This is a genomic window from Pelagimonas varians (assembly GCF_003208435.1).
Lineage (GTDB): Bacteria > Pseudomonadota > Alphaproteobacteria > Rhodobacterales > Rhodobacteraceae > Pelagimonas > Pelagimonas varians.
Map to the genome: position 1 here is coordinate 274,729 of NZ_QKMF01000005.1, position 25,183 is coordinate 299,911.

Annotated in this window: 27 protein-coding genes; 14 read left to right on the plus strand and 13 right to left on the minus strand. The window is 55.1% G+C overall.

The window, feature by feature from the left end; translation table 11 throughout:
• Positions 1-27: 27 nt before the first annotated feature.
• From C8N36_RS09175 to C8N36_RS09200, 6 genes are all read right to left on the minus strand, one after another.
• Positions 28-1,146, minus strand: coding sequence for a beta-ketoacyl-ACP synthase III (locus tag C8N36_RS09175; protein ID WP_097804398.1), 1,119 nt, complete (start codon positions 1,144-1,146; stop codon positions 28-30).
• 72 nt (positions 1,147-1,218) lie between these two features.
• Positions 1,219-1,557, minus strand: coding sequence for a tRNA-binding protein (locus tag C8N36_RS09180; RefSeq protein ID WP_097804399.1), 339 nt, complete (start codon positions 1,555-1,557; stop codon positions 1,219-1,221).
• The gene (gene proC, locus C8N36_RS09185) at positions 1,550-2,365 is read right to left on the minus strand and encodes a pyrroline-5-carboxylate reductase (protein WP_097804400.1); all 816 of its coding nucleotides are present in this window, start codon (positions 2,363-2,365) and stop codon (positions 1,550-1,552) included. The genes C8N36_RS09180 and proC overlap by 8 nt, the downstream gene beginning before the upstream one ends.
• Positions 2,366-2,475: 110 nt before the next feature.
• Positions 2,476-2,976 (minus strand): type III secretion system chaperone family protein, encoded by a 501-nt coding sequence (locus tag C8N36_RS09190; protein WP_097804401.1) that lies wholly within the window; start codon positions 2,974-2,976, stop codon positions 2,476-2,478.
• 222 nt (positions 2,977-3,198) lie between these two features.
• Positions 3,199-3,723, minus strand: a complete 525-nt coding sequence (locus tag C8N36_RS09195; RefSeq protein ID WP_170125846.1) for a DUF3859 domain-containing protein — start codon at positions 3,721-3,723, stop codon at positions 3,199-3,201.
• 185 nt (positions 3,724-3,908) lie between these two features.
• Positions 3,909-5,507, minus strand: coding sequence for a phosphoenolpyruvate carboxykinase (locus C8N36_RS09200; protein ID WP_097804403.1), 1,599 nt, complete (start codon positions 5,505-5,507; stop codon positions 3,909-3,911).
• Positions 5,508-5,854: 347 nt separating this feature from the next.
• Here C8N36_RS09200 and C8N36_RS09205 point away from each other — a divergent pair, with 347 nt between their 5' ends.
• The 7 genes from C8N36_RS09205 to C8N36_RS09235 are packed head-to-tail and all read left to right on the plus strand — an operon-like array spanning position 5,855 to position 11,278.
• A complete protein-coding gene (locus tag C8N36_RS09205; protein ID WP_097804469.1) occupies positions 5,855-6,556 on the plus strand; it encodes a response regulator transcription factor in 702 nt (233 codons plus the stop codon).
• A gap of 3 nt (positions 6,557-6,559) precedes the next feature.
• Complete coding sequence (locus C8N36_RS09210; RefSeq protein ID WP_097804404.1) at positions 6,560-8,284, plus strand: sensor histidine kinase; 1,725 nt, start codon at positions 6,560-6,562, stop codon at positions 8,282-8,284.
• 3 nt (positions 8,285-8,287) lie between these two features.
• Positions 8,288-8,713: an HPr kinase/phosphorylase gene (locus C8N36_RS09215; RefSeq protein ID WP_097804405.1), complete on the plus strand. Its 426-nt coding sequence runs from the start codon at positions 8,288-8,290 to the stop codon at positions 8,711-8,713.
• Positions 8,714-8,715: 2 nt separating this feature from the next.
• The gene (rapZ, locus tag C8N36_RS09220) at positions 8,716-9,648 is read left to right on the plus strand and encodes an RNase adapter RapZ (RefSeq protein WP_097804406.1); all 933 of its coding nucleotides are present in this window, start codon (positions 8,716-8,718) and stop codon (positions 9,646-9,648) included.
• The gene (locus tag C8N36_RS09225; protein ID WP_097804407.1) at positions 9,645-10,043 is read left to right on the plus strand and encodes a PTS sugar transporter subunit IIA; all 399 of its coding nucleotides are present in this window, start codon (positions 9,645-9,647) and stop codon (positions 10,041-10,043) included. The genes rapZ and C8N36_RS09225 overlap by 4 nt, the downstream gene beginning before the upstream one ends.
• 23 nt (positions 10,044-10,066) lie before the next feature.
• Positions 10,067-10,345 (plus strand): HPr family phosphocarrier protein, encoded by a 279-nt coding sequence (locus tag C8N36_RS09230; protein WP_097804408.1) that lies wholly within the window; start codon positions 10,067-10,069, stop codon positions 10,343-10,345.
• Positions 10,346-10,396: 51 nt separating this feature from the next.
• Positions 10,397-11,278 (plus strand): lysophospholipid acyltransferase family protein, encoded by an 882-nt coding sequence (locus C8N36_RS09235; protein WP_097804470.1) that lies wholly within the window; start codon positions 10,397-10,399, stop codon positions 11,276-11,278.
• 69 nt (positions 11,279-11,347) lie between these two features.
• On the opposite strand, the gene C8N36_RS09240 is transcribed toward C8N36_RS09235, so the two are convergent.
• Positions 11,348-12,223 carry a 3-hydroxybutyryl-CoA dehydrogenase gene (locus C8N36_RS09240; protein WP_097804409.1) on the minus strand — a complete coding sequence of 292 codons (876 nt, stop codon included), beginning with the start codon at positions 12,221-12,223 and terminating at the stop codon, positions 11,348-11,350.
• Between the two features lie 158 nt (positions 12,224-12,381).
• On the opposite strand from C8N36_RS09240, the gene C8N36_RS09245 reads away from it, so the two are divergent.
• On the plus strand, positions 12,382-13,230 hold the full coding sequence (locus C8N36_RS09245; protein WP_170125847.1) for a DUF6473 family protein: 849 nt from the start codon (positions 12,382-12,384) through the stop codon (positions 13,228-13,230).
• Between the two features lie 160 nt (positions 13,231-13,390).
• Here C8N36_RS09245 and C8N36_RS09250 read toward each other — a convergent pair whose 3' ends face one another.
• The 5 genes from C8N36_RS09250 to C8N36_RS09270 form a co-directional block, all read right to left on the minus strand.
• Positions 13,391-14,320 carry an electron transfer flavoprotein subunit alpha/FixB family protein gene (locus C8N36_RS09250; protein WP_097804410.1) on the minus strand — a complete coding sequence of 310 codons (930 nt, stop codon included), beginning with the start codon at positions 14,318-14,320 and terminating at the stop codon, positions 13,391-13,393.
• Positions 14,320-15,078, minus strand: a complete 759-nt coding sequence (locus C8N36_RS09255) for an electron transfer flavoprotein subunit beta/FixA family protein (protein ID WP_097804411.1) — start codon at positions 15,076-15,078, stop codon at positions 14,320-14,322. Before C8N36_RS09255 ends, C8N36_RS09250 begins: the two co-directional genes overlap by 1 nt.
• 249 nt (positions 15,079-15,327) lie before the next feature.
• Positions 15,328-16,467, minus strand: coding sequence for a M48 family metallopeptidase (locus tag C8N36_RS09260; RefSeq protein ID WP_245910774.1), 1,140 nt, complete (start codon positions 16,465-16,467; stop codon positions 15,328-15,330).
• Positions 16,464-17,606: a DUF898 family protein gene (locus C8N36_RS09265; RefSeq protein ID WP_425451771.1), complete on the minus strand. Its 1,143-nt coding sequence runs from the start codon at positions 17,604-17,606 to the stop codon at positions 16,464-16,466. The genes C8N36_RS09260 and C8N36_RS09265 overlap by 4 nt, the downstream gene beginning before the upstream one ends.
• A 311-nt stretch (positions 17,607-17,917) precedes the next feature.
• Positions 17,918-20,341 carry a DNA topoisomerase IV subunit A gene (locus C8N36_RS09270; protein WP_097804412.1) on the minus strand — a complete coding sequence of 808 codons (2,424 nt, stop codon included), beginning with the start codon at positions 20,339-20,341 and terminating at the stop codon, positions 17,918-17,920.
• A gap of 164 nt (positions 20,342-20,505) precedes the next feature.
• Between C8N36_RS09270 and C8N36_RS09275 the strand changes: the two genes are divergently transcribed.
• The 4 genes from C8N36_RS09275 to C8N36_RS09290 all read left to right on the plus strand — a co-directional run bounded on the left by C8N36_RS09275 (position 20,506) and on the right by C8N36_RS09290 (position 22,824).
• Entirely contained in the window at positions 20,506-21,048 is a 543-nt protein-coding gene (locus tag C8N36_RS09275) for an SH3 domain-containing protein (protein WP_170125848.1), read from the plus strand.
• Positions 21,049-21,167: 119 nt separating this feature from the next.
• Entirely contained in the window at positions 21,168-22,001 is an 834-nt protein-coding gene (locus C8N36_RS09280; protein ID WP_097804414.1) for an SDR family NAD(P)-dependent oxidoreductase, read from the plus strand.
• 50 nt (positions 22,002-22,051) lie between these two features.
• Positions 22,052-22,252, plus strand: coding sequence for a twin transmembrane helix small protein (locus C8N36_RS09285; RefSeq protein WP_097804415.1), 201 nt, complete (start codon positions 22,052-22,054; stop codon positions 22,250-22,252).
• Positions 22,252-22,824: a cob(I)yrinic acid a,c-diamide adenosyltransferase gene (locus C8N36_RS09290; protein ID WP_097804416.1), complete on the plus strand. Its 573-nt coding sequence runs from the start codon at positions 22,252-22,254 to the stop codon at positions 22,822-22,824. The genes C8N36_RS09285 and C8N36_RS09290 overlap by 1 nt, the downstream gene beginning before the upstream one ends.
• 42 nt (positions 22,825-22,866) lie before the next feature.
• Here C8N36_RS09290 and C8N36_RS09295 read toward each other — a convergent pair whose 3' ends face one another.
• Complete coding sequence (locus tag C8N36_RS09295; RefSeq protein ID WP_097804417.1) at positions 22,867-24,228, minus strand: cytochrome P450; 1,362 nt, start codon at positions 24,226-24,228, stop codon at positions 22,867-22,869.
• A 120-nt stretch (positions 24,229-24,348) separates the two neighbouring features.
• On the opposite strand from C8N36_RS09295, the gene C8N36_RS09300 reads away from it, so the two are divergent.
• Positions 24,349-24,885, plus strand: a complete 537-nt coding sequence (locus tag C8N36_RS09300) for a hypothetical protein (RefSeq protein ID WP_097804418.1) — start codon at positions 24,349-24,351, stop codon at positions 24,883-24,885.
• 203 nt (positions 24,886-25,088) lie between these two features.
• Positions 25,089-25,183: GTP-binding protein (locus tag C8N36_RS09305; RefSeq protein ID WP_234988920.1), on the plus strand; the 95-nt coding region annotated here is incomplete at its 3' end.

Below are 25,183 nucleotides of genomic sequence, written 5' to 3' on the forward strand. Positions count from 1 at the left end.
AATTTTCGTCGAAAATTCGGCCCCGCCTCAAGCGCGTTCGACAAGCACTGAACCGACGGAATAGCCTGCCCCGAAGGAGCAGATCACACCCCGATCTCCGGGTTTCATATCCACGGAATGTTGGGAAAATGCGATGATTGATCCCGCAGAGGATGTGTTGGCGTAGTCCTGAAGAATGTTGGGCTGTTCTCCGTCTTCTGGAACGCGGCCCAACACCTTCTTGCCAATAAAATCATTCATGGTTTTGTTGGCCTGATGCAACCAAAGACGGTGCAGGCTGTTTGCCTCCCAGTCCAAGTCGTTCAAGTGCGCGCTGATATGCGCTGAAACCATTGGCAGCACTTCTTTGAAAACTTTACGACCGTTTTGCATGAACTGCATATCGCGGCGGTCTTCCATCTGGTCATGCGCCCGACGTAAAAAACCGCTATTATTGCGGATGTTGTTGGAAAACTTGGTGGCACAGCGGGTGGACCTGATGACGAAATGTGGCCCAACGGCTTCTTCGGCTCGCTGGATCACTACCGCGGTCGCAACGTCACCAAAGATGAAATGGCAATCACGGTCGCGCCATTCCAAATGGCCCGAACAAATTTCGGGATTCACCACCAAAGCGCGGCGTATCGAACCAGAGCGCACCATGTCTGCAGCGGCTTGTATGCCAAAAGTCGCCGAAGAGCATGCGACGTTCATGTCAAAGGCAAAACCGCCTGCGCCTAGCAGGTCCTGAATTTCGATCGCCACGGCGGGATAAGCGCGTTCGTGGTTCGAGGCGGCGCAGATCACCAGATCTATATCGGCACCTTCAAGACCAGCCATTGTCAGGGCTTTTTGGCAGGCATCAACCGCCATTTCCGCCATGATACCGGGTTCTTCGTCGGGGCGTCCGGGCAGGGCAGGGTACATGCGATCTGGATCAAGCACGCCTGATTTGTTCATCACGTAGCGCTGTTCGATGCCAGAGGCCGAGAATATGAAATCCGAGCTTGAGGGCCCGATGGCTTCAAGGGCACCCGATTCAATTTCGGCTGCGTTTGCCGCATTCCAGCGATCCGCGTAGGCATTGAAGGCAACCACCAATTCTTCATTACTGATGTTTTCGGACGGGGTGAAAACGCCATGTCCGGTAATCGCAGGCTGAAACATCGAAAATCTCCCTCTGACATCACAATCTGCATTGCGCTGCAGAAGGTCAAGGTTGGCGCAAGGTCAGCCCTTTCAGTGCATCCGGGAACCGGCAGGAACCGGCTGATCCGGCCGTGCGAGCACAATGGCACCATCCGCGTCGGAAAACCCAAGGACCAGTACTTCGGATCGCATCGGGCCGATTTGGCGTGGCGGGAAATTAACCACGGCCATGACCTGCCGCCCAATCAGACCTTCGGGTGTATAATGAACGGTGATCTGGGCCGAGCTTTTCTTAACGCCCAGCTCGCCTCCGAAATCGATCCAAAGCTTGATCGCAGGCTTGCGGGCTTCGGGAAAGGGTTCGGCCCGGGTAACGGTGCCCACGCGGATGTCCACATTCAGAAAATCGTCAAAACTGATTTCACCCATTGGCCAGCTCCCTTGATCGATCCGCTGCGGCAGCAACTGTGGCCTTGACCAATGGTGGCAGGCCTTTGTTTTCATCCATCAACACCTCAAGCCCTGCTTGGGTGGTTCCATTGGGCGATGTCACGTTGCGGCGGAGTTGTGCTGCCCCTTCGTCGCTGTGCAAAGCCAATGCTCCGGCACCGGCAACGGTGGCCTGCGCCAGTTTCATGGCCATATCCGCAGGCAGACCTTGGGCTTCGCCGGCGGCGGCCATGCATTCGATCAGGTGAAATACATAGGCTGGCCCAGACCCGCTGACGCCGGTAACTGCGTCGATCTGGGCTTCGTTGTCCAGCCGGACGACATCACCAACGGCGGACAGCAAGTCATCGGCCATATCCATTTGGGTGAGGGTCGCCAGTGCATTTCCAGCAATGGCGGTGATCCCTTGGCTGATAGCTGCGGGTGTGTTGGGCATGGCCCGAATGATCGGTGTTTGCGCCCCCAAGATGGTTTCGTAGCTGGCGATTGTCACGCCTGCTGCCACCGATAAAAACACGGTGTCCCCATTGCCCAAAGCCTGAAGCGATGGAAGCGCATCTTGCATCATTTGGGGTTTTACAGCGATCAACACAATCGCGGGGCTGTCGGGCAAACCTGCGTTCAGGTTCACACCCTGCGCCTTAAGCCAATCGGAGGGGAAGGGATCTGTGACCCAAACAGAGGAGGAAGGCAATCCACGTGCCAACCACCCTTCGAGCATGGCCGACCCCATCTTGCCACATCCCAAAAGAACCAGCCCGCGTCGGGCGATTTCACTGTCTTGCATGACGTTCCCCTAAATAAAGTCCCCAACAGCTACGCAAAGAAAAAGGGCACCGCAATGGTGCCCGGTAGATTCTTCGTTCTTGATCTAAGTCTGGCTTGATCTACGTATGGTCAAGCGCGGCCATAGGCCTCGGCGATGGCAATCTGCATGGACTGTTTGGCGGTCTTGTCGGTCCAGACCATCAGCTGGAAGGCGGGGTAGTAGCGTTCGGCGCTCATCACTGCTGCATTGATCATCGTATCGATCTGTTCGGGCGAAGCGATGTTGCCACCGGCCAGAACCAGTCCGTACTTGTACACCATCAGCTTTTGCGCGTCCCAAAAGCTGAACGATCCAGCCCAGCATTGATCATTGACCAAATTCAGACCTTCGTGAAGTGCTGAAATCTTGTCAGATGGCGGGTCCATATCAAAGGAGCAGATCATGCGCAGCGTCTCGTCGCCGCCCGACCAGGCCAAAGTGATGGAATACGTGCGCCATTGACCTTCGACCGCCATGGAAATCTGGTCATCCGCCAGCCGCTCAAATTCCCATTCGTTATGCGCCGCAAGATGTTCGACGATGTCGATGGGATGCAGGTCATCCTCAAGGTAATGCTCGGACAGGGACATTCGTCACCTCTTTGTTTATTGCGTTGTTTGGATCAATGTCGGTCAACGCTTGCTAACTGCTCAAGGCTCAGCGGAAAGGTCTGTAGCCCATACAAGATATGGTGCCTGTGCTTGGGGGGCTAAGTAAAGGAATATTTTCCTGACCCACACATTAAGTTGTGGATGATTCGGGGTTCTCCACAGAATGTAGAGTTATCCACAATCTCTGGTGGGGGTTTGGAGTCAGGAGGTGAGCTGAACGCCGCCGCAGGTCTTTTGAACCACAGGAACGCTGCCGGCGGGCAGAACCTGAAACACCTTCTCCGTCAGTACTTTATCCGCGAATATCAATTGAAAAACCCAAGTGCCTTGAACCAATTCATGGGGGGATTCAAAGGTGAACATATTGAGTGCGGGTGCGCCGCTATGCAGGGGGACGGACCAACTTTGATGGGTGATTTTGCGTGGCCCCATAGGCGGGTGGGTCACGGACATTCGCGCCCCTTCTAACGAGGCACCATCGGCCACCAAAGCCCGAATGCCAAAGCTTAGCCCCAATTCGGCGGGTACTTGATGTGTGGTGACATCGAGATTGCGGGCTTGGTCGATCAGGTTAATCACCCCGGATTCCGTTGTGGTCGCGGTTTGCTGACCTTGCAGTTCAAGCGCACAAATCACCCCGTATTGCTGAGACGCAATAGGAGAGCGCTCCTGCGCGAAAACCGGTGTGGTCGCAAGAATGAGGAAGGCGAGGGCGGTTCGAAGCATGGCGGGACCTTTGTAGCCGGATTGCCGCATATATAGTGCGTCACGCGGCCGATTGCAGCCCGCGGATTGATAGGTTTGTCCTTGGTTTGGGCACGCCCATTTTGGCTCCGACCCCGATAAATGAAATCGGCCCCCACTGATTGCACAGTGAGGGCCGATAAGAACATGCATCAAGATGTAGGGCGTTAGCCAATAGCCACAGCTTTTACGTCTTCGTCAATGAAGGGCACGTACTGTTCAAAGTTGTCGGCGAACATTTGCACCAGCTTTTCGGCTTGCGCGTCATAGGCCGCTTTGTCGTCCCAAGTCTTGCGCGGGTCGAGCAGCAGCTCGGCAACGCCTTCAACACTGACCGGAACTTCGAAGCCGAAGTTCGGATCTTTGCGGTATTCGGCATTGTTCAGCGACCCGTTCAGTGCTGCGTGCAGCAAGGCGCGTGTTGCGCGAATCGGCATACGGGAACCTTCACCATAAGCGCCACCGGTCCAACCGGTGTTGACCAACCAGCAGGTTGCACCATGCTTGGCGATCTTGTCGCGCAGCAGATTGCCATAGGCTTCTGGACGGCGCGGCATGAAGGGCGCACCAAAGCATGTCGAGAATGTTGGCTCTGGCTCGGTCACACCGCGTTCTGTGCCCGCAACCTTCGACGTGAAGCCGGACAAGAAGTGATACATCGCCTGCGCAGGTGTCAGTCGTGCGATAGGAGGCAGGACGCCAAAGGCATCACATGTCAACATGATGATGTTCTTGGGGTGGCCGCCGAGCGCGGTCTTCGACGCATTGTCGATGTAGTGCAGCGGGTAGGCGCAACGCATGTTGGCTGTCAGGCTGTCGTCTTTGAAATCAAGATCACGGGTCTCTTCGTCGTAGACCATGTTCTCGATCACCGTGCCGAACATTTCGGTGGTGGCGTAGATTTCAGGTTCTGCTTCGGGCGACAGGTTGATGGTTTTGGCGTAGCAGCCGCCTTCGAAGTTGAAGGTGCCACGATCCGACCAGCCATGTTCGTCGTCACCGATCAGCACGCGCTCAGGGTCGGCTGACAAGGTGGTCTTACCTGTGCCGGACAGGCCAAAGAAGATGGCCGTATCAACAGGGTTGCCGACAGCGTGGTTGGCAGAGCAATGCATTGCCATGATGTCTTTGCCGGGCAGAAGGTAGTTCAGCAGCGTGAACACAGACTTCTTATTCTCGCCCGCATATTCGGTGTTGGCGATCAAGATGGTCTTTTTGTCAAAGTTCATCGCGATCACGGTGTCGGTGCGGCAACCGTGTTTCGCGGGATCCGCTTGGAACGTCGGGCAGTTGATGATTGTCCAGTCGGCAACAAAGCTGTCCAGATCTTCGCGATCGGGGCGGCGCAGCATGTGGCGGATGAACAAGCTGTGCCATGCCAGTTCCGAGACAACACGTACATCGATGGCATTGGTCGGGTCCGCCCCGCCTACCAGATCTTGAACGTAGTAATCTTTGTCCTTCATATGCTCGAGCATATCTGCATGCAGCGCATCAAAGCCTTCGGGCGTCATAGGGGAGTTGTTTTCCCACCAGATGCTGTCAGCAACGCTGTCTGTTTTGACGATGAATTTGTCCTTTGGGGACCGGCCAGTGAATTTACCGGTGGTCACAAGGAAGGATCCGCCCTTTCCCAAGCTACCTTCACCCCGTTTCAGGGCCGCTTCTATCAAGGCGGGCTCCATGAGGTTGTAATAGACATTGCCCAGGCCTTCGATCCCTTGATCTTCTAGCCGGAATTGCGGGTTTACCCGTCCGAATGTCATAGCATGCTCCTGTCGCAGCGCTGTCTTGGTAAGATTCATGCGGCTAGGGTGCCGCCTGTGGAACTTCCTTTAACACGTCGTTTTCCGGCGTGAACAGGACGCAAACACGCAGTTAGCGCAACCATTTTGATGTTTAGCGATACCATGGCGAAAGGTTGCCAGCCGGATGTGCGATGTTTGCGCCCACATTGGAAACAAAGGTGAGGCTTTTTAGTCATTCCTTATAAAATTTCGTTCGAAATGTGGCGGTGGCACTGCCTGATTCGCGGATGGGGATTGTTGGAAAGTCGCAAATGGCCCATAGTCGTGCAAAAAACAGGCAACCAGAGCAGTATAAGGAATGCCCCATGTCAAAAATCGCCCTTGTGGACGATGACAGGAATATCCTGACGTCCGTTTCTATGACTCTTGAGGCTGAGGGTTTCGAAGTAGAGACATATCATGACGGTCAAGCCGCGCTTGATGCGTTTACCAAAAAGATGCCAGATATGGCCGTCTTTGACATCAAGATGCCCCGTATGGACGGTATGGATCTGTTACAGCGCGTGCGCCAGACCTCCAAGATGCCAGTGATTTTTCTGACATCAAAAGACGATGAAATCGACGAAGTTCTGGGTCTGCGTATGGGGGCCGACGACTATGTCAAAAAGCCTTTTTCGCAGCGCCTTTTGGTGGAACGCATCCGTGCTTTGCTGCGCCGCCAAGAAGCGGTCGCAAGTGACATTGTTGGCGACACCGAAGAAACCAAGCTGATGACTCGCGGGTCGTTGACAATGGACCCTCTGCGCCACGCCGTGTCTTGGAAAGACAACGATGTATCGCTGACCGTGACAGAATTTTTACTTCTGCAAGCCTTGGCGCAGCGCCCCGGTTTTGTAAAATCGCGCGATCAACTGATGGACGTGGCCTATGATGACCAAGTCTATGTTGATGACCGTACAATTGACAGTCACATCAAACGTTTGCGTAAAAAGATGCGAACAGCTGACAATGATTTTTCGGCGATCGAAACGCTGTATGGCATCGGTTACCGGTACAACGAAGAGTAAGTGATGGCTTTGGCCGATCAGATGAACTCTGGCGGCGGCGATGAAGAAAATCGCCGCGATGCTGATGTGGTGCTGGGCGACGATTGGGTCGCGCCAGACAGTACAGTTGAGAAAGAGCTGCGTGACAGCCGGGCACGACGTAGTGTTTTTTCACTTAACCGTTCACCCCTGACTCGCAAGATCATTACATTCAACCTGATTGCGTTGAATGTGTTGGTGGCGGGTGTTTTGTGGCTCAACTCGTCCCGTGATACATTGGCCGTTCAGCGGGCAAATGCCCTGCAGTCCGAAGTCGAGCTGATCGCGGACATCTTTGAGGCGCAATTGCCTGCGGGCGCACCTGTCAGTTTGGCAACGTCAGACGGTATTGACGTGGCGCGTACCGTCGAAGGCATCGATCTGCGTGAAGGCGTGGATTTACTGGTGTTTGACGCCGGAAACTTTCTTGTGGGCGAGGCGGCGGGGCAAATGCCGCCGGCTATCGAGCCTGCGGGCGAGGACGAAAAACCTACACTAATCACGGATTTCCTTGGGACAATCTGGCGCAATGTTGCCGGGATGTTCACCTATTTCGCCGCAGAGCCGGAACTGGTGCTGGAGGACAAGCTGCGCCGCATGATTGAGGCCGGAGATGTCGCACAAACCCGCGTGGTTGCAGGCAATGCGCCGGGCGGGGCTACGCTTTTTTATGCGCTGTCGCCCATTCGTCAAAGTGACTTGATTGTTGGGTCAATCGCTTTGGTCTCAACTGCACGGGAAATCGATGCTGCGGTTAGTGCGGAACGGGAACGGGTTTTACAGATGTTCGTCATCGCGACCTTGGTTTCCATCGGGCTGAGCCTTGTGTTGGCATCCACGATTGCCAATCCGATTTCGGACTTGGCGGATGCTGCGGAAATTGGTCGGGACCGGCATCGCCGCAACGTGGCTCCGGGCCGTATTCGAATTCCGGATTTGACCGCACGGCCCGACGAAATTGGGCGCCTGTCCGGCGCACTTCGCGGCATGGTTAGCGCGCTTTATGACCGGATAGACAGCAATGAACAATTTGCAGCTGATGTTGCGCATGAGATCAAGAACCCGCTCGCGAGCCTGCGCTCTGCGGTTGGCTCGCTTCGGATGGTCAAAAAGGAAGAACACCGGCAAAAGCTGCTGGATGTGATTGAGCATGATGTACGCCGCCTTGACCGGTTGGTGAGCGACATTTCCAACGCTTCGCGTTTGGATTCCGAACTGGTCAAAGAAGAAGAGCAAGAATTCAACCTTCTTGAAATGCTGGGAAATATCACTGAGTTCCTAGGTCAAGATGCTGGCAAAAAGGGAATCGAGTTCATCACTGATCTGCCTCCGCGCGACATCAGTATTCATGGTCTCGAACCGCGACTTGCGCAGGTTTTTGTCAATTTGATCACCAACGCTATTAGTTTTTGTGAAGATGGCGATGCCATTCGGGTTTGGGCGCGCCGGCGGGACAATCGTGTTCTTGTCGTGGTCGAAGACACCGGCCCCGGTATTCCGGACGAAGCACTGTCCAAAATCTTCAAACGCTTTTACACATCCCGGCCACAGTCTGATTTTGGCAATAATTCCGGACTCGGACTTGCGATTTCGAAACAGATCATTGAAGCGCATGGCGGTGTGATCTGGGCCGAAAACATCCGTCCAACCGAGGCAGATGTTACCTCTGAGCCATTGGGCGCACGTTTTGTTGTTGGCTTGCCGATCTAAGCCATGTCAACTCAGCCGTTAATCCTCCACGCCAATGCGGTGGTTTTTCAAGGGCAAGGTGTGTTGATCAAGGGCGACTCCGGGCGCGGTAAATCCGGCTTGTCGTTGCAGCTGATGGCTTTGGGTGCGCAGCTGGTCGCTGATGACCGAACAGTTTTAGAAACGCGCAATGGCACTGTTGTTATGTCCGCCCCAAAGTCAATTCACGGTTTGATCGAGGCTCGCGGAATTGGAATTTTGTCAGCGGACGCTGTGGATCAAGCAATATTATCTGCTGTTGTGGACCTTGATCAGGAAGAAACGGAGCGTCTGCCCCCGGTTCGTGAAATATCCGTTTCAGGACACAGGTTTCCCTTGTTTTTCCATGTTCCGACTCCCTATTTCCCAGCAAGCCTCATACAATACTTAAAAGGTGGTCGGAGAGAGTAGCCATGGTGCAAGATGTGCCCCAACGCCAACGTGTGGTTCTGGTAACCGGCCCTGCCGGGGCCGGAAGGGCGACGGCAATCAACACACTAGAAGACCTTGGATTTGAAGCGATCGATAACATTCCGCTGAGCCTGATCCCGCGTCTGATTGATAGTGCGGAAGGCAGCTTGATGCAGCCACTTGCATTGGGAATTGATGCGCGGAACCGCGATTTCTCGGTTGAAGGGCTTCTGGAACTACATGCAATTTTGTCGTCACGGGGTGATGTCGCTTGTGATCTTCTCTACCTCGATTGCAGCCCGGGCGTGCTTTCGCGGCGCTATTCGGAAACCAGGCGACGGCATCCTTTGGCACCGGATGAAAGCCCTGCAGATGGAATTGCGCGCGAAATTGCCCTGTTGGAGGATGTGCGCGCCCGCGCAGATATTCTGGTCGAAACAAGCGAACTGACGGTTCATGATCTTCATGCGGAAATTGAAAACCTGTTCTCCAGCTCCACCGGTCAAAGCATGGCGGTCTCCGTTCACTCATTCTCGTACAAGCGCGGGCTTCCACAGGGTTTGGACATGGCGATTGATTGTCGTTTCCTGCGCAACCCGCATTGGGAGCCTGAATTGCGCGCCTTTTCGGGACTAGACCAACCCGTAGCAGACTATGTTGCGGCCGACCCGCGCCATGAACCGTTCCTTGAGCGTGTCCTGAGTTTGGCACTCTTTGTGCTACCGGGCTGCGTCGAAGAGGGAAAAGCGCATTTTTCAATCGGCTTTGGCTGTACCGGTGGCAAACACCGGTCGGTTGCCATGACAGAAATTGTTGCTGCGGCCCTTGCGAAGGAAGGGTGGCGGGTGTCAATTAGACATCGCGAATTGGAGCGACGCGCGGTTGGGTTTTCATCCGGTCCGTTGCAAGCCACGGATAGAAAGGCGTCTGAGTGATCGGGATTGTCATCGTTGCGCATGGCGGATTGGCTGGGGAATACTTGGCCGCTGTGGAACATGTGGTGGGCGCGCAGGACGGGATGACCGCGATTGCCATTGAAGCCGATTGTGATCGAAACCGAAAACAATCCGAAATCTGCATGGCGGCGGATGCCGTGGATCAAGGGCAGGGCGTTGTTATTGTGACCGATATGTTTGGCGGATCGCCGTCGAATCTATCGCTGAACGCCTGCAAACCCGAAAACCGCCGTATCATCTATGGTGCCAATTTGCCGATGCTAATCAAGCTTGCTAAAAGCCGGAGCAAGCCGGTTCCGGATGCCGTACGGGCAGCGCTTGAGGCCGGACGCAAGTATATTGACAGCCAGAACATCCGTTCTGACGCGACCTGAATTTTTTGAACTGAGATAGATTTATGACCGATACCACGCGACGAGAGCTGAGAATCATCAATGAAAAAGGTCTTCATGCCCGTGCATCCGCCCGTCTGGTTGAAGTTGTCGAAGGCTTTGACGCAACGGCAGAAGTGTCCCGCGATGGGATGTCTGCCGGTGGAGACAGTATTATGGGCCTTTTGATGTTGGCAGCTGCCAAAGGAACCAGTATTGAGGTCCAGACGTCAGGCCCGGATGCAGGTGCTCTGGCGGATGCGGTCGAAGCCTTGGTAGCAGACCGTTTCGGAGAAGACTGCTAGCGAGCTTCGGATACTGGGTCCGCAGCCATGAAAACGGAACAGAACGGGCGCATGGTCGAAAGAACGCATTCGTCGGCAAGTTCGGCGGGAACCCCCGACAAACAACCTGTGCCCTACGACAAGCGAAAAGTTAGTTACGCGAATACTTTTCCGAACCCTTGGAAATCCTACACCATTCGGGTGATGGAGTGGCTGACCGGCAAAATCCCGTTGCTGCGTATTGTTCGCCGGTTTGAAAAGCTTGGCCTTGTTGAGGGGCAGGAGTTTTGGTCGCGCGCGCTTGGCGTTATGGGAATCGAGCTGCAAACTCCGCTAGAGCAAATCCAGAACATTCCAAAAGATGGTCCCGTGGTGATTGTCGCAAATCATCCGCATGGTTTGGTTGATGGCATGGTTTTGGCCCATTTGATCGGCCATGTTCGGGAAGACTACAAAATCCTGACCCGGTCGTTGCTGACGGGCGTTGAGGAAATCGACCCGTTTATGATTCCAGTGCCTTTCCCACATGAGGAAAACGCCCGTGAACAAGGGTTGGCGATGCGGGCACAAGCCATGTCACATCTGAAAGAAGGAGGCGTCATTGTTCTCTTTCCGTCGGGTGTGGTCGCCTCAAGCGAAACGATGTTTGGGCCGGCTGTAGAAGGTGGCTGGAACCCGTTCACGGCCAAAATGGTTCAAAGGTCAGGCGCGACGGTGGTGCCGGTCTATTTTCCGGGACAAAACAGCCGTGTCTATCAAATTGCGGACAAAATATCACCAACGATCAGGCAGGGCCTGTTGATCCACGAAGTTGTTCATGCGTGCAAACGCCCGCAAAAACCAATCGTTGGAGAGCCGATTTCACCGGAAGACGTTAAGACCTTCGCCGGTGGCCAGCGCGAATTTGTCGCTTGGCTTCGAGAGCGTACTTTGGCGCTCAAAGAGAAAGCTTAACTCCCCCGCGCCTTTCCTTGTGCAAACTTTGGTTGGCGCGTCATTGCTACGACGCGCCGGACTGTTGGCTTAGCGGGTTGGAACGGGTGTATCTCCGCGATAGTCATAAAAGCCACGGTTGGTTTTGCGGCCAAGCCAGCCGGCTTCGACGTATTTCGTCAAGAGCGGACAAGGCCGGTATTTGGTGTCAGCCAGCCCTTCGTGCAAGACATTCATAATCGCAAGACAAGTATCAAGACCGATGAAATCTGCCAGCTCCAGCGGGCCCATTGGATGATTGGCCCCAAGTTTCATCGAAAGGTCGATGCTGTTCACATTGCCAACGCCTTCGTACAGCGTGTAAACGGCTTCGTTGATCATCGGCATCAAGATGCGGTTTACGATAAAGGCGGGGAAGTCTTCGGCGCTGGCAGCGGTTTTCCCAAGGTTTTCAACGACCCCAAGGCAGGCGTCATATGTAGGCCGGTCGGTCGCAATTCCGCGGATCAGCTCAACCAACTGCATGATCGGCACCGGGTTCATGAAGTGGAAGCCCATAAACTTTTCGGGTCGGTCAGTGCGGGAGGCAAGCCGCGTAATCGAAATTGAGGAGGTATTGGATGTCAGTATTGTATTGTCAGACAGATGCGGAACAATGGCTTCGAAAATCTTGTGTTTGATTTCTTCACGCTCGGTGGCGGCTTCGATCACCAAATCGGTTTTGGCAATTTGAACGATGTCTTGTGTCGTTTCGATCCGGGCCATTGCGGCGTCGCGTTCTGCTTCGCCGATCTTTTCGCGCAGGACCTGCCGGTCGAGGTTTTTCTGTATAAGTGCAACAGCTTGATCCAACGCGTCCTGTGAGATGTCGTTTAGCCGAACGTTGTAGCCTGCCAGTGCCATGACATGCGCAATACCGTTGCCCATTTGACCCGCGCCAACGACGCCAACCGATTTGATCTCCATCGGACCAATCCCCTTGTAGTTTTAACAGACCATAGTCCTGCCTTTAGGGCAGCTGCAAGGGGAGGTCGCTAAAGTTAGTGGTGCATTCTCTCTTTAGCCTTTTCGAAAGGGATTTAGGCGAATCTGTTTGGTGGGTGAGAATTAATAAGGTGGGTGATATGTCAGTACATGGCGGGGGCCATGGTGCCCTTGAATACTATCCGTGTCGCTATGGCGGCTCGCGCGTTCTGTTTCGGGGACCGCGCCGTCAGCTAAGCGGCGAATATTTTGCCTTTTTGGGTGGAACCGAAACTTATGGGCGATTTATTGAAAGTCCGTTTCCAGCGCTGTTGGAAAGGCGGATGTCCGTCGTTTGTGCAAACTTTGGTGTCGTGAATGCAGGGGTGGATCTGTATCTGAATGATCCCGCGTCCATGGATCTGGCCAGCAGTAGTACAGCCAAGGTCATTCAGATTATGGGTGCACAGAATATGTCGAACCGGTTTTATACCGTGCATCCGCGCCGAAACGACCGGTTTCTGAGGGCTTCGGAGCGGTTGGAAGAATTGTTTCCTGAGGTGGATTTTACCGAATTCCATTTTGTAAGGCATATGCTTGGGCGTTTGTCAGAAGCGTCTTGCGAGCGATATGAGTTGGTGATTGAGGAACTGCGGACGGCATGGATTGCGCGGATGAAGCATGTCCTGACGCAGCTGCGCGGGCAAGTGGTTTTGCTGTGGTTTGCGGATCATGCGATTCCATCTGGTGTGGAAGCGCCGTTGCAGGGGGATCCACTTTTTGTGACGCGGCAGATGGTTGAGACATTGCGGCCACGAGTCTCTGCTGTTGCTGAAGTTGTAGCGTCTGAAAGTGCTTTGATCGAAGGCACAAAGGGGATGGTTTTCAATGATTTTGACGCCTGTGCGGCCCAAGAGTTGATGGGCCCCTATGCGCATGTAGAAGCCGCCGATGCGATCGAGGATATTTTGCGGCGGCTAACAGGCCGCGAAGAACAAGAGGTGTTGTGACGGCTAGGATGAGCCGATTCACCGGGATCTGGCATGGGCAACTAGAACACACGGCCCGGCAGAAAAAATGGAACCTCCAAAAAGAAAAGGCCCACCAATTGGTGGGCCTTTGATCGATTTTTCGTCGAAAAATCTTGGCAGAACTTACGCGAAGCTCACTTTATCCAAGTTTCTCGGTCAGCTCTGGTACGGCGTCAAAGAGGTCGGCAACCAGACCGAAGTCGGCCACCTGAAAGATTGGCGCTTCTTCGTCTTTGTTAATTGCGACGATGATCTTTGAATCTTTCATACCTGCAAGGTGCTGGATCGCGCCTGAAATCCCTACAGCGATGTAGAGGTCCGGTGCCACAACCTTGCCGGTCTGGCCGACTTGCCAATCGTTCGGCGCGTAGCCGGAATCGACTGCCGCGCGCGACGCACCAACAGCGGCACCGAGCTTGTCCGCCAAGGCTTCGATGATTTTAAAGTCATCTTCGGACCCAACTCCGCGGCCGCCCGAGACAACGACACCAGCTGATGTCAGTTCAGGACGATCGCTTGCGGCAACCTTGTCTTCGACCCATTCGGAAAGACCGGGGTTTGCAACAGCCGAGATGGTTTCAACCGCAGCAGAACCACCCTCGCCAGCGGCGTCAAATGTCGAGGTGCGGAAGGTGATAACCTTGGTCGCGTCCGACGATTTCACGGTTTGCATGGCGTTGCCGGCATAAATCGGACGCTCGAATGTATCGGCGTCGACAACGGCAGTCGCGTCCGAGATCACCATCACGTCGAGCAGCGCAGCAACGCGCGGCATAACGTTCTTGGCGTCTGTGGTCGCAGGCGCAACGACATGGCTATAGTCACCCGCCAGCGACACGATCAGTGCAGCCGTGGGTTCCGCAAGGCGGTGGCCAAGGGATGCGTCTTCGGCGACCAAAACTTTGGCAACACCGTCGATTTTCGCGGCTGCTTCGCCAGCAGCGGCAGCAGATGCGCCACATGCCAGAACGGTCACGTCACCCAGTGCTTTTGCAGCGGTGACAGCTTTGGCGGTGGCGTCCATCGCCAGTTCGCCATTTGTGACTTCGGCAAGAAGTAGTACAGCCATTACACAGCCCCCGCTTCTTTAAGTTTCGCGACAAGCTCGTCAACCGAGCCAACTTTGATACCAGCAGCCCGGGCTGCGGGCTCTTCGGTTTTGACAACGGTCAGGCGCGGGGTGACATCAACGCCGTAATCGCCGGGCGTCTTTTCATCCAGCGGCTTGCGCTTGGCTTTCATGATGTTTGGCAAGGACGCATAACGCGGCTCGTTCAAACGCAGGTCAACGGTGATGATGGTTGGCATCTTCACTGTGATAGTCTGCAAGCCGCCGTCAACTTCGCGTGTGACTTTGGCGTTGTCGCCGTCGATGTCGACCTCAGAAGCAAAGGTGCCCTGTGACCAACCCAGCAGAGCCGACAACATCTGACCTGTGGCGTTCATGTCGTTGTCGATCGCCTGTTTGCCAGCAAGAACCAGACCTGGCTCTTCTTCCTTGACTATCGCAGCCAGAATTTTGGCAACGGCCAGCGGTTCGATATCCGTGTGGACGTCGTCTGCCGCGACAACCAGGATTGCGCGGTCTGCGCCCATCGCAAGCGCGGTGCGCAGTGTTTCCTGATTTTGCTTAACACCGATTGAAACGGCCACGACCTCGGTCGCTTTGCCAGCTTCTTTCAGGCGGATGGCCTCTTCGACGGCAATCTCGTCGAACGGGTTCATCGACATTTTCACGTTGGCGAGATCAACTCCGCTACCGTCCGCTTTGACACGAACCTTAACGTTATAGTCAATCACGCGCTTGACAGGCACCAAAACCTTCATCGCGTTCCTCTCCTTTAAACGATTCCGCGGGATTCCCCGCTGTTAGCCATTCTTGGCGAGTGTGATAGCGCGGGCGGGGCGGTTGAAACAGGGCAAAATCGTCACGTTATCGCCAACAGACGTCGCGTTTTCTATCAAACGCCTTTCTGACCGGCTTTGGGCAAGGTTTTGTAAGGCTAAAGTAGGATTTGGTTGGGATTGGATGTGATTTGGCAGACCGCCGCATGGGCGCAGCGCCCGCCTTTGATGCTACTGCGCCTGGTCAAACGTTGATGTTTGATCGCAAATGGTCTGAAGGTCTGCCCACTGCGATTGGCTTAGCAAGGCACGCGATTCAAACCCTGTGGGCACAGCCGCACGGGCTTGGGCAATGCGGTCCCCCAAAGCTGGGTGTGACATGAAGTGTGCCTCAATCCCGGATATCTCACCGCCAAGGCTTCGAAACCGTTCAAACATATCAGCCAGTTCTGCGGGAGAAATGCCCGCTCTTTGCAGAACTTGATAGGCAAAAACGTCGGCTTGTGCCTCGGCGTCTCGGCTGTATTGCGCTGCGATCAGCTGTTCGGTCAATAACAGCATCATTGCCCCGCCGGCGAAATCGCCGAACAACAATCCAAGCACCCCGATTGATCCGGCAGAGCGCAGGGCATGGCGCGTTGGATCGCGGCTGACGACATGGCCGATTTCATGGGCAAAGACTGCGGCAATTTCTTCTGGATCTGCGGCTTTGTCGATCAGGCCCTTGAACAGCACAATATGACCGCCGGGTAAGGCAAATGCATTAACCATCGGATGATCGAGCACATGCACCGTCAATTGGGGCGGCGCATCCATGGCCTGTGTCAGCCGGTTTTGCATTTGGTCCAAGGCCGAGCGTCCCGGTGCTTTGGTGCAAAAATGCACGCCGTCGACGTTTTCACTTAAAGCCCCCCGAATTTGCTCCAGCGTGACTTCTCCTAGTGCGTGTTCGCCCTCGGGTGGGATGAATTCGGCAAGCTGATCGGCCATCAATGGCACGAGTACAAAGGCAATCAACCCGACCGAAGCCACCGCTGCCGCAGCCCAGACAAAGAGCTTGCTGCGCTGGATCACCGGTGCGCGGCGTGTGGCGTGCGGCAAATCCGGCAGCAGGCGGTGATCAGGCAGAACCAAGCGGCGCAACGGGTCCCCGTGCAGACGCAAGACCAATCGCGCTTTGTCTGCTTGGTCCGGTATCAAACGCACATCAAGCAGCGGCCATGTTTCGGTGATGTCTGTGGTTTCTATGATCAAAGCGCGCTGTGACGCATCGACCCAGACCTCGGCCTTGATCGGCATCGGCACAATTCCATCAAAGAAACGGCCCGTGTGGTGGTCGCGTCTGGCAGGGGGGAACAATGCGTCGCTCATATCGAGGCTCCAACGTCCAAAGCCTCGGCAAAACCCTCTGCTTCTATGTGTTCATCACGCGGACGCTGGCGAATGTCCTTGATATTGTCGGCACCGTGCAGTTCCAACACCGATGCGTAGTGGCGCATGATCGGCATGGTCACATATGTTTGCATCAACACGGACCATAGCAAAAAGACCGCAAAATATGTGGCGACCCCGATAGCTATTAAAACCGGATGATTTCCCTGAAACAGAATTTCGGGGTCGAAGGTGTCTGTGCCAAAATTCTCTGCGGTGCCCAAAAAGGCGCCTATTGTCACAAAGAAAACCAAGCCCATTATCAGGCCAAGCAGGATGCCGGCAAACAGGTATCCACCGACATAAATGCCAAAAACGCGCAGCGAGGACGGGCGCATTTTCAAGGTGATTTCTTGCATCTTCTTGGTTTCTGTCAGGCGGCGCAGGCTATCAACACGGTAGTAGACCAACCCAAACGGCAAGACCAATATTGCGGCCAGCCCTGGAAGAAGGGCGTTGTCCGGACTGCTGGAAAACGCGATCACCGCAGTCGCAAGGCCAGCGACAATTCCGATAAACAACCACTTCGCTGAGGGGTAGAGCATGGTCCAGCGTCCACCCTGGGTGAGTCTGGCAGTCCCCCAAGAGGTGCGATCGGTTTTGTATTTTTCCAACCGAAAGGTCATCAATGGCCAAAGCAGCCCGGCGCTGACCAGTGTCAGCCCCCAATATAGCAAAGACCGCCACGCATAACCCCACGCTGCGGGTTCAAGTCCAAACCGCAATCCCCGCCAGCGTGTGCGGGCCAGAACATAGCGGCGGGCGCGATACTGGGCGTAAAACCAAATCGGAATCACCCCCAAGAAGCTGAGCAAATAGGCGGCAAAGTTACCTTGGAACAAAGCGAAACTGGCAAACATCAAAAGCAGGTTCACAACGCCAATATAAAAGGCAAGGATAACCACCGCGACCAAGAACCCCAGGAGCTTTTCAATGGGATCCCCGACGTATTCCAGTGGGATGCCACCGATGCGGATAGCCGACCAATACCAACGCCGCAGGCGGGTCTTCATCCAAAAGCGGTAAAAGCCGAGTGTCAGAACTGTCAGGATTCCGGTTTTGAAGGCCAGCCAGAACAAATGCCTGCGCAAACCGACAAATTCACCAGCCAGAACATTGGGGTTGGCGGGCGGAGTTGGCGGCGCTGGCGCGGCATCGGGCACTTGCACAGGCTCTGCCGGAGCAGTGGGCGCAGAGGTAACCCCCCAAGGGGATCGGGGCGTATCAGTTGACGTCAAAGGGCATACTCAAGGGACCTGTTTCCTCCAGCCTGCTCTGAGGGGGGCCTTGAGGCAAGTGGGAAATTCCCTAGGTCCGGCGCTGTGTGTTTTGGATGCGAGGCTATGGGCCACGAAAAAGGCCCCGAAAACGCCTCTGGGACCTTTGCTGTTTAGTTGAAAAGGTTGTCACGCGGGAAGCCACGCGGAGCCATGCGGCCAATACCGGCACGTTTGCCCAGCCAATCCGCCAGTTCGTTTTCTGTCCGGGTGCGGCCCGCAGGGTCTAGCCAGCTAAGCCCGTCTTCAAGGGTGAAGGTTCGGGCATCGGACATGCCGCCGTCCTTGTATTTTTGCAAACGAACGCCTTTGCCGCGCCCCATTTCAGGGAGCTCTTCCAAGGCAAAGATCAGCACCTTGCGGTTTTCGCCAACAACAGCGACCGCGTTGCCATCAACCGGTTTGCACAGCTTGGCGCGCACGGGTTCGCGCACGTTCAAGACCTGCTTGCCGTTTTTCGTCTGAGCAATCACGTCGTTTTCCGGAACGACGAAACCGTCACCAGCCGATGACGCAACCAGCAGTTTGCGGCCAGGCTTGTGAATAAACAGGTCGATAATTTCTGCCTCATTCGGCAGGTCAACCATCAGACGCAGCGGTTCGCCCATGCCGCGCCCGCCGGGCAGGTTGGCGGCAGACAGGGTGTAGAAACGACCGTTGCTGCCGAAGACCAGCAAACGGTCAGTGGTTTCGGCATGGAAGATAAAGCGCGGACCGTCACCGTCCTTGAACTTTAGCTCACGAGCGAGGTCGATGTGGCCGGTCATCGCCCTGATCCACCCCATTTGCGAACAGACAATGGTGATGGGCTCCCGTTCAATCATGGCCTCGATGGGAACATCTTCAGCTTCACCCGCTTCAGCAAAGGTCGTCAGGCGGTGGCCGCGGGGGTGATCCTTAAAGAACTTTTTCCGTACGTCGCGCAACTCTTCGCCAATGGATTTCCATTGCAGGTCATCGCTGTCGAGCAGGTCTTCGAGACCGGCGCGCTCTTCCATCAGCTTGTCGCGCTCGTTTACCAGCTCCAGCTCTTCGAGCCGGCGCAAACTGCGCAGACGCATATTCAAGATGGCTTCGGCTTGAACGTCAGACAGGCCTTCGGACCGGCCTTCAAAGCGGGCGGGAATTTTGCCATCGGTGCCATCATCGGCGATTTCGCCGCGCGCGATTGCGTCAGGGTCTTCGCGCAAGACCAAAGACTTGACGGAAATGCCGGTCAGAGGGGATTTATAATCGCTCTCGTCTGTGGCACGTACCAGCGTGGCTTGGTGGCTGCGCGACCAGTCTTCGTACATCATCGCCGCTTTGGGATCGTCATCATACCGGATGATATCGATCACGCGGTCCAGATTGAGGAAGGCAATAATCAAGCCTTCGAGCACTTCGAGCCGGTTGTCGATTTTTGCCATCCGGTGACGTGTCCGGCGAATTAACACTTCGCGGCGGAAATCGACAAAGGCGCGCAGCACTTCCTTGAGCGAACAAACCTTAGGGGTCACCCCATCGATCAGTACGTTCATGTTCAGAGAGAATCGCGTTTCCAGATCGGAGTTCTTGAACAACATATTCATTAAGACGTCTGGATCGACGTTCTTGGATTTGGGTTCCAGAATCAGACGGATATCTTCGGCTGATTCGTCACGGACATCAGCCAGAATCGGGATCTTTTTAATCTGGATCAGTTCGGCAATGCGTTCGACCAATTTGCCCTTTTGCACCTGATAAGGGATCTCGGTCACGACAACCTGCCATTGTCCGCGGCCCATGTCTTCGACTTCCCAGCGGGCCCGCAACCGGATGCTGCCGCGGCCTGTGCTATAGGCGGTGGCGATGTTTTCAGGCGGTTCGACAATCACGCCGCCGGTGGGAAAATCCGGCCCCGGGACGTATTGCAACAAAGTGTCGTCTACCGCATTGGGGGATTTGATCAGATGCAGGCAGGCATTGATCAATTCACCAATATTGTGGGGCGGAATGTTTGTCGCCATGCCCACCGCAATCCCGCTGGACCCGTTGGCCAGCAGATTGGGGTAGGACGCGGGCAACACTGATGGTTCTTCGAGGCGACCATCATAATTGGGGCGGAAATCGACAGCGTTTTCGTCCAGCCCTTCAAGCAGTGCTTCGGACATGATTGTCATCCGCGCTTCGGTATAGCGCGAGGCGGCGGGGTTATCGCCGTCGATGTTGCCAAAGTTACCCTGACCGTCGACCAGCGGGTAGCGGATGGTGAAATCCTGGGCCAGACGGGCCATCGCGTCATAGATCGCCATGTCACCATGCGGGTGGAAATCCCCCATGGTGTCGCCGCTGATCTTGGCCGATTTCAAAAACCCGCCGGATGAGGAAAGCCGCAAACGCCGCATCGCATACAAGATTCGGCGGTGCACCGGCTTTAGCCCATCACGCGCATCAGGCAGGGCACGGTGCATAATAGTCGAAAGCGCATAGGTCAGATACCGGTCACCTATCGCACGGCGAAGCGGTTCTGAAAGCTGGCGGCCAGTGAGGCCCTTGTCCGAGGAGTCGTCATTCATACGGATTGTGATACTGCCACTGCACCCAACCGTAAAGCGCGCGGGTGGGAAATATTCTCGGAATTTCCCTTACGCCTTTCGAGTCATTTCGTGTATGAAGATTACATCGTCGCGAAAGCTGCATGCGACGATGTGGTGGGGTATTATTCTTTTGGGGGGTAGGAATGGCGCGTGTCATCCTTTTGACGTTTGCATGTTTGGGTTGGGCTTGGTTCGAGCTGTCCGGCGGGTCTGATTTTCAACCGGGCCAGAATGGCGTAACGCTGGTGGCCTCCGTGCCTAAAGTCACGTCAGATCGCATTGAACCTGCCGTCCCGCAGGTCGCCCGTGCTGATACAACCGGCTCTGCGCTGACATCCTTTGGAACTCCGAAAACGGCCAAGGTGATTCTCGCCTCTGCTGTGAGAACGCCCAAACCCGTTATTGCACCCGCTGTTGCCCAAGCGCCGCTGATGGCCACACCCGCCGTGGCCCGCGATTCGATTGCGACAGAGTTCGCTGTTTTGGCCGATTATCGTCAGGTCACCGGATCACGAGTGAATTTACGCGGCGGTCCAAGCACGAAATTTGATGTGGTCACACAATTGCTGCGCGGCGAAGAGGTCGAGATTTTGGCGAACCAAGACGATGGTTGGGTTAAGCTGCGGGCCTTGGATGGCAGCGAAATTGGCTGGATGTCTGATAGTTTCCTCAAGGCGGTCAACTGACTGTCTTTCCCTTGGCACGGGGAACAAAACGCGCGGGCAACCGCGCGTTTTTGTGTTTTAGGGGTGTTCCTCGGGTGAAAGGGGCCTAAATCAGCGTGAAACGTGCAGTGAGGCCCGAAATGACTGGCAAAACGATTCTAATCACCGGTTGTTCGTCAGGCATTGGATTTGATGTTGCACATAGTTTGCGAGATCGTGGATGGACAGTTTTTGCGTCCTGTCGACAGCAAAAGGATTGCGACCAGTTCATAGCCCAAGGCTTTGCGTCCCCATTGATCGACTACACGCAGCGCGGAACCATTGCATCCGGCCTGCAAGAGGTTCTGACCGTGACCGGAGGCCATTTGGATGCGCTGTTCAACAATGGCGCGCATGCCACACCCGGCGCAGTTGAAGATCTTCCGGCGGACGCTTTGCGCGCAATTTTTGAGGCCAATGTGTTTGGTTGGCACGATTTGACAACGCGGGTGATTCCGGTGATGCGGGCGCAAGGGCACGGACGGATTATCAACCATTCCTCTGTTCTTGGTCTGGTGACGATCCCATGGCGGGGGGCCTATACTGCGACAAAATTTGCAACCGAAGGGCTAACAGATACCCTGCGAACGGAAATGGCTGGAATAGGCATTCACATTGTGACGCTGAACACCGGCCCTGTGACGTCGAAGATCCGGCAAAACGCGATTCCCCATTTTGAACGTTGGGTTGACTGGCGCGGATCTGCCCGGGTGCAAGACTACGAAGACCGGTTGATCAAGCGCTTATACGAAGACCGCGGCCCCGATACGTTCGAATTACCGGCCTCGGCGGTGACCGCAAAGGTGATACATGCGTTGGAATCGTCTAAACCGCGACCACGCTACTATATAACAAAAGCGACATATCTAATGGGGGCCGCGCGGCGCTTGCTCAGCACCCGAATGCTTGATTGGCTTGTGACGAAGGGCGGCTAGCTCTTTTCCGCAAGGACGCGTATGTCTGCAGCACTGAAACGGAGGAATCCATGGCCCAAGATCCACTATTTTTAGTCATCCTCGTCGCTATGGCGGCGGTGGTGGGAATTTTGCTGTTTGGCATTGGCTCGTTCGCCAAAGGCGGTGAATTTAACAAAAAGCATGCGAACAAGGCGATGCGATGGCGCATTATTGCGCAGTTTATTGCGGTGCTTTTGGTGCTGCTGTTTGTGTGGCTTAGGAAAAGCTGATGGTTGTCCTGAACAAGATTTACACCCGAACCGGTGACAAGGGTGACACGGCGCTGGGCAATGGAACGCGGGTCGCGAAATACGACGCGCGGGTTGAGGCCTATGGCACCTCGGATGAATTGAATGCAATTGTTGGTTTGGCGCGGCTGCACGCAACGGGCGACATGGATGCACAGCTTAGCCTGATCCAAAACGATTTGTTTGATCTGGGTGCAGACATGTGTCAGCCGAATATGGAACAAGACGCCGAGGCTGAATATCCACCGCTGCGTATGGTTCAGGCGCAGGTTGACCGCCTTGAAAGCGAGATCGATGCGATGACTGCTCAACTGGAGCCATTGCGCAGCTTCATCTTGCCAGGCGGCAGTGCTTTGTCGGCCTATCTGCACCAGTGCAGGACAGTTGCGCGGCGGGCCGAGCGGCTTGCAGTGGCGTTAGCAGCTTCCGAAACGGTGAACCCCGCTGCGGTCAAATACTTGAACCGCTTGTCAGATTGGTTTTTTGCGGCGGGCCGGATGGCCAATGACGGTGGTAAATCTGACGTCCTTTGGGTTCCTGGCGCTAACCGCTAAGGATTCGCGGCCCAAAGGCACACTGAATTGGCGCGTTAGGCTTTAATCGATCGGCTCTGCCTCAAGCCAGACGCCGCCATCGGGGCGCAGCGTGATAATCATTACCGGGTCGGGGTTGCGACCCGGCACAGATTTGAAGCGAAATTGCGCCAACAACGTCGCCAACACGATAACGGCTTCTTGAGTTGCAAAGGACGCCCCGATGCAAATGCGCGGTCCATCACCAAATGGTAGATAGGTGTAGCGGTCCGGTTTGAATCCATTCCACCTGTCAGGACGAAAGCCGTCTGGATCATCCCACAGTTGGTGGTGTCTGTGCAGCGCATAGATTGGCAAAATCACAGTATCGCCAGGCAAAACCAACCGGTCGCATAGCTCATCCTTGGCAAGTGCTGTGCGTGATACCATGCCGGCGGGCGGATAAAGCCGCAGGGCTTCGTCGACGACTTGCCGGACAAAGGGCAGCTTTGCCACATCGTCACCGGTTGCCGCATTGCCAGACAAAACCGATTGCACCTCGGCGCGGGCTTTTTCCTGTGCGTCCGGGTCAAAGGCGAGCAGATAAAGCGACCATGCAAGCGTCAAAGCCGTGGTTTCATGCCCTGCAACAATAAAGGTCAGCAGATTGTCCCGAAGCTCTTGTGTGTTCATTTTGCGTTTGGTTTCAGGGTCTTCCCCCGCGAGCAACAGGTCGAGAAGATCAGGGACCTCTTTCGTATCACGCTGGGAGCGCGCGTCGATGGCTTGATCGGCTACTTTTTTCATCTGTTGGACGCCGCCTGCGGAAAACATGCGGCCGGGGCGAGGCACCCAGTCGGGCAGGCCAAGTATATCGAACAAGGACAGCTTGCCCGCTTCGGCAATGTAGCTGTCGATGGCCCCATGAACAGCGTTGCGATCAAATCCGGAATCTCCCGAAAAGGTCACATCCGAAATGACATCAAAAGTCAGCGAAACCATTTCATCAAGGAAGTTGATGGCGCGAGGACCTGCGGTGCGAATGCGATCCGCCGAGCGTTGGGCGGCTTGCGTCATTGTGGGGGCAAGGTTCAACACGTTGCGATGCGAAAACGCAGGGGCAGCAGCGCGTCTTTGCCAGCGCCAATGCGCGCCTTCGGCAATAAAGAGAGATTCACCAATGGCGGGCCGCAGCAGGTTTTTGGTCACCAGTGATTTCGGGTAGTTTTCCAAGTTTTCGAGCAAAATGCGCTTGTTTGCGCCGGGATCGGTGACCATGTGCCAGCGCTTGCCGGTTTTTCCGGACACCATCGGTTGCCGTGTGGCGATGTCGGGAATGATGGCAAGTACATTGCGGCGTGATGTTTGCAGGCTTTTCCAGATGCCCATCGGCTCGGTCACCAAAGGAACGCGCACAGGGACAGGCTTGGCTTTGAGATCACTCATGACGGACTCCGATAATTTCTTTAGATGATAGCCCTGTGCCTAAGATAGGCAAACCTGTATGCATTGCGCAAAGTCGCACCCTAAGGTATCGGGGAGAACCGGCCAGACTTGGGGAACCGAATGCTTCGATATTTTGCTGCGCTTTGTGCATGTGTGACTTTGGCGGCTTGCAACGCCCCGCCGGCTGATTTGGACGATCCAGTTGTCGCCATGGGCCAGTTCAAACTGGGGCATGCCGAAGTTGTAGCGCCAAATCTGGAAAAGCTTCTGGTGTCTCAAGAGGCGTCTAATGAAGAGTGGATTGCGATAGTGGATGCCGCGCTGGAACAGCGGTTCCGTCGCTTTGAAGGTACGCAATTCTATCATATCGGTGTGAGCCTTGAGGCTTATTCCCTGCCGCAACCCTTTGTTCCGGGCAAATCTGCTTTGGCCATGCGTGTAACGGTCTGGGACGATGCGGCTGGCAAGAAACTGAACGAAGAGACCGAGCTGTTCCATGTGATTCAGATTCTCGAATCACGCATCAGTATGTCCAAAGAAGAAGTGATGATACGCGCGGCAGAATCCGGTGCTTTGCTCATTGAAAAGTGGATGCGCGAAGAGCACGAAGCCAATGGTTGGTTTGATGATCGCTCTGCTGGAAAGACCACTCAATAGACCTATGCAACCCATGTAATTGCGGGTTTTAGACGTATTAAACGTGTCGTTGCTGCGACGGTCGCGTCTATGACGGCTAAATTGTGCCTTGGAATTGGGGCTCAGCCCATCAAGGGCTTGATTTTTCGTGCTCAAACAAATATTCGGCGCGCGATGAAACCTGGGTCGGGTGCGGCCCCCCAATAGCTGAGGCGTCTTTAAAGATGGGTAAGGAAAAGTTTGAACGCGGTAAGCCGCACTGCAACATCGGCACAATCGGCCACGTTGACCACGGCAAGACCACACTGACAGCGGCGAT

What these genes read in the sequence shown, in the direction of transcription:
- C8N36_RS09275 (WP_170125848.1), top strand. Translation starts at nt 20,506, where the DNA reads ATGGCGCGTGTCATCCTTTTGACGTTTGCATGTTTGGGTTGGGCTTGG.
- C8N36_RS09285 (WP_097804415.1), top strand. Translation starts at nt 22,052, where the DNA reads ATGGCCCAAGATCCACTATTTTTAGTCATCCTCGTCGCTATGGCGGCG.
- C8N36_RS09245 (WP_170125847.1), top strand. Translation starts at nt 12,382, where the DNA reads ATGTCAGTACATGGCGGGGGCCATGGTGCCCTTGAATACTATCCGTGT.
- C8N36_RS09190 (WP_097804401.1), bottom strand. Translation starts at nt 2,976, where the DNA reads ATGTCCCTGTCCGAGCATTACCTTGAGGATGACCTGCATCCCATCGAC.
- C8N36_RS09260 (WP_245910774.1), bottom strand. Translation starts at nt 16,467, where the DNA reads ATGAGCGACGCATTGTTCCCCCCTGCCAGACGCGACCACCACACGGGC.
- C8N36_RS09250 (WP_097804410.1), bottom strand. Translation starts at nt 14,320, where the DNA reads ATGGCTGTACTACTTCTTGCCGAAGTCACAAATGGCGAACTGGCGATG.
- C8N36_RS09175 (WP_097804398.1), bottom strand. Translation starts at nt 1,146, where the DNA reads ATGTTTCAGCCTGCGATTACCGGACATGGCGTTTTCACCCCGTCCGAA.
- proC (WP_097804400.1), bottom strand. Translation starts at nt 2,365, where the DNA reads ATGCAAGACAGTGAAATCGCCCGACGCGGGCTGGTTCTTTTGGGATGT.
- C8N36_RS09195 (WP_170125846.1), bottom strand. Translation starts at nt 3,723, where the DNA reads ATGCTTCGAACCGCCCTCGCCTTCCTCATTCTTGCGACCACACCGGTT.
- C8N36_RS09295 (WP_097804417.1), bottom strand. Translation starts at nt 24,228, where the DNA reads ATGAGTGATCTCAAAGCCAAGCCTGTCCCTGTGCGCGTTCCTTTGGTG.
- C8N36_RS09210 (WP_097804404.1), top strand. Translation starts at nt 6,560, where the DNA reads ATGGCTTTGGCCGATCAGATGAACTCTGGCGGCGGCGATGAAGAAAAT.
- C8N36_RS09205 (WP_097804469.1), top strand. Translation starts at nt 5,855, where the DNA reads ATGTCAAAAATCGCCCTTGTGGACGATGACAGGAATATCCTGACGTCC.
- C8N36_RS09230 (WP_097804408.1), top strand. Translation starts at nt 10,067, where the DNA reads ATGACCGATACCACGCGACGAGAGCTGAGAATCATCAATGAAAAAGGT.
- C8N36_RS09290 (WP_097804416.1), top strand. Translation starts at nt 22,252, where the DNA reads ATGGTTGTCCTGAACAAGATTTACACCCGAACCGGTGACAAGGGTGAC.
- C8N36_RS09215 (WP_097804405.1), top strand. Translation starts at nt 8,288, where the DNA reads ATGTCAACTCAGCCGTTAATCCTCCACGCCAATGCGGTGGTTTTTCAA.
- C8N36_RS09255 (WP_097804411.1), bottom strand. Translation starts at nt 15,078, where the DNA reads ATGAAGGTTTTGGTGCCTGTCAAGCGCGTGATTGACTATAACGTTAAG.
- C8N36_RS09235 (WP_097804470.1), top strand. Translation starts at nt 10,397, where the DNA reads ATGGTCGAAAGAACGCATTCGTCGGCAAGTTCGGCGGGAACCCCCGAC.
- C8N36_RS09280 (WP_097804414.1), top strand. Translation starts at nt 21,168, where the DNA reads ATGACTGGCAAAACGATTCTAATCACCGGTTGTTCGTCAGGCATTGGA.
- C8N36_RS09240 (WP_097804409.1), bottom strand. Translation starts at nt 12,223, where the DNA reads ATGGAGATCAAATCGGTTGGCGTCGTTGGCGCGGGTCAAATGGGCAAC.
- rapZ (WP_097804406.1), top strand. Translation starts at nt 8,716, where the DNA reads ATGGTGCAAGATGTGCCCCAACGCCAACGTGTGGTTCTGGTAACCGGC.
- C8N36_RS09300 (WP_097804418.1), top strand. Translation starts at nt 24,349, where the DNA reads ATGCTTCGATATTTTGCTGCGCTTTGTGCATGTGTGACTTTGGCGGCT.
- C8N36_RS09270 (WP_097804412.1), bottom strand. Translation starts at nt 20,341, where the DNA reads ATGAATGACGACTCCTCGGACAAGGGCCTCACTGGCCGCCAGCTTTCA.
- C8N36_RS09180 (WP_097804399.1), bottom strand. Translation starts at nt 1,557, where the DNA reads ATGGGTGAAATCAGTTTTGACGATTTTCTGAATGTGGACATCCGCGTG.
- C8N36_RS09200 (WP_097804403.1), bottom strand. Translation starts at nt 5,507, where the DNA reads ATGACATTCGGACGGGTAAACCCGCAATTCCGGCTAGAAGATCAAGGG.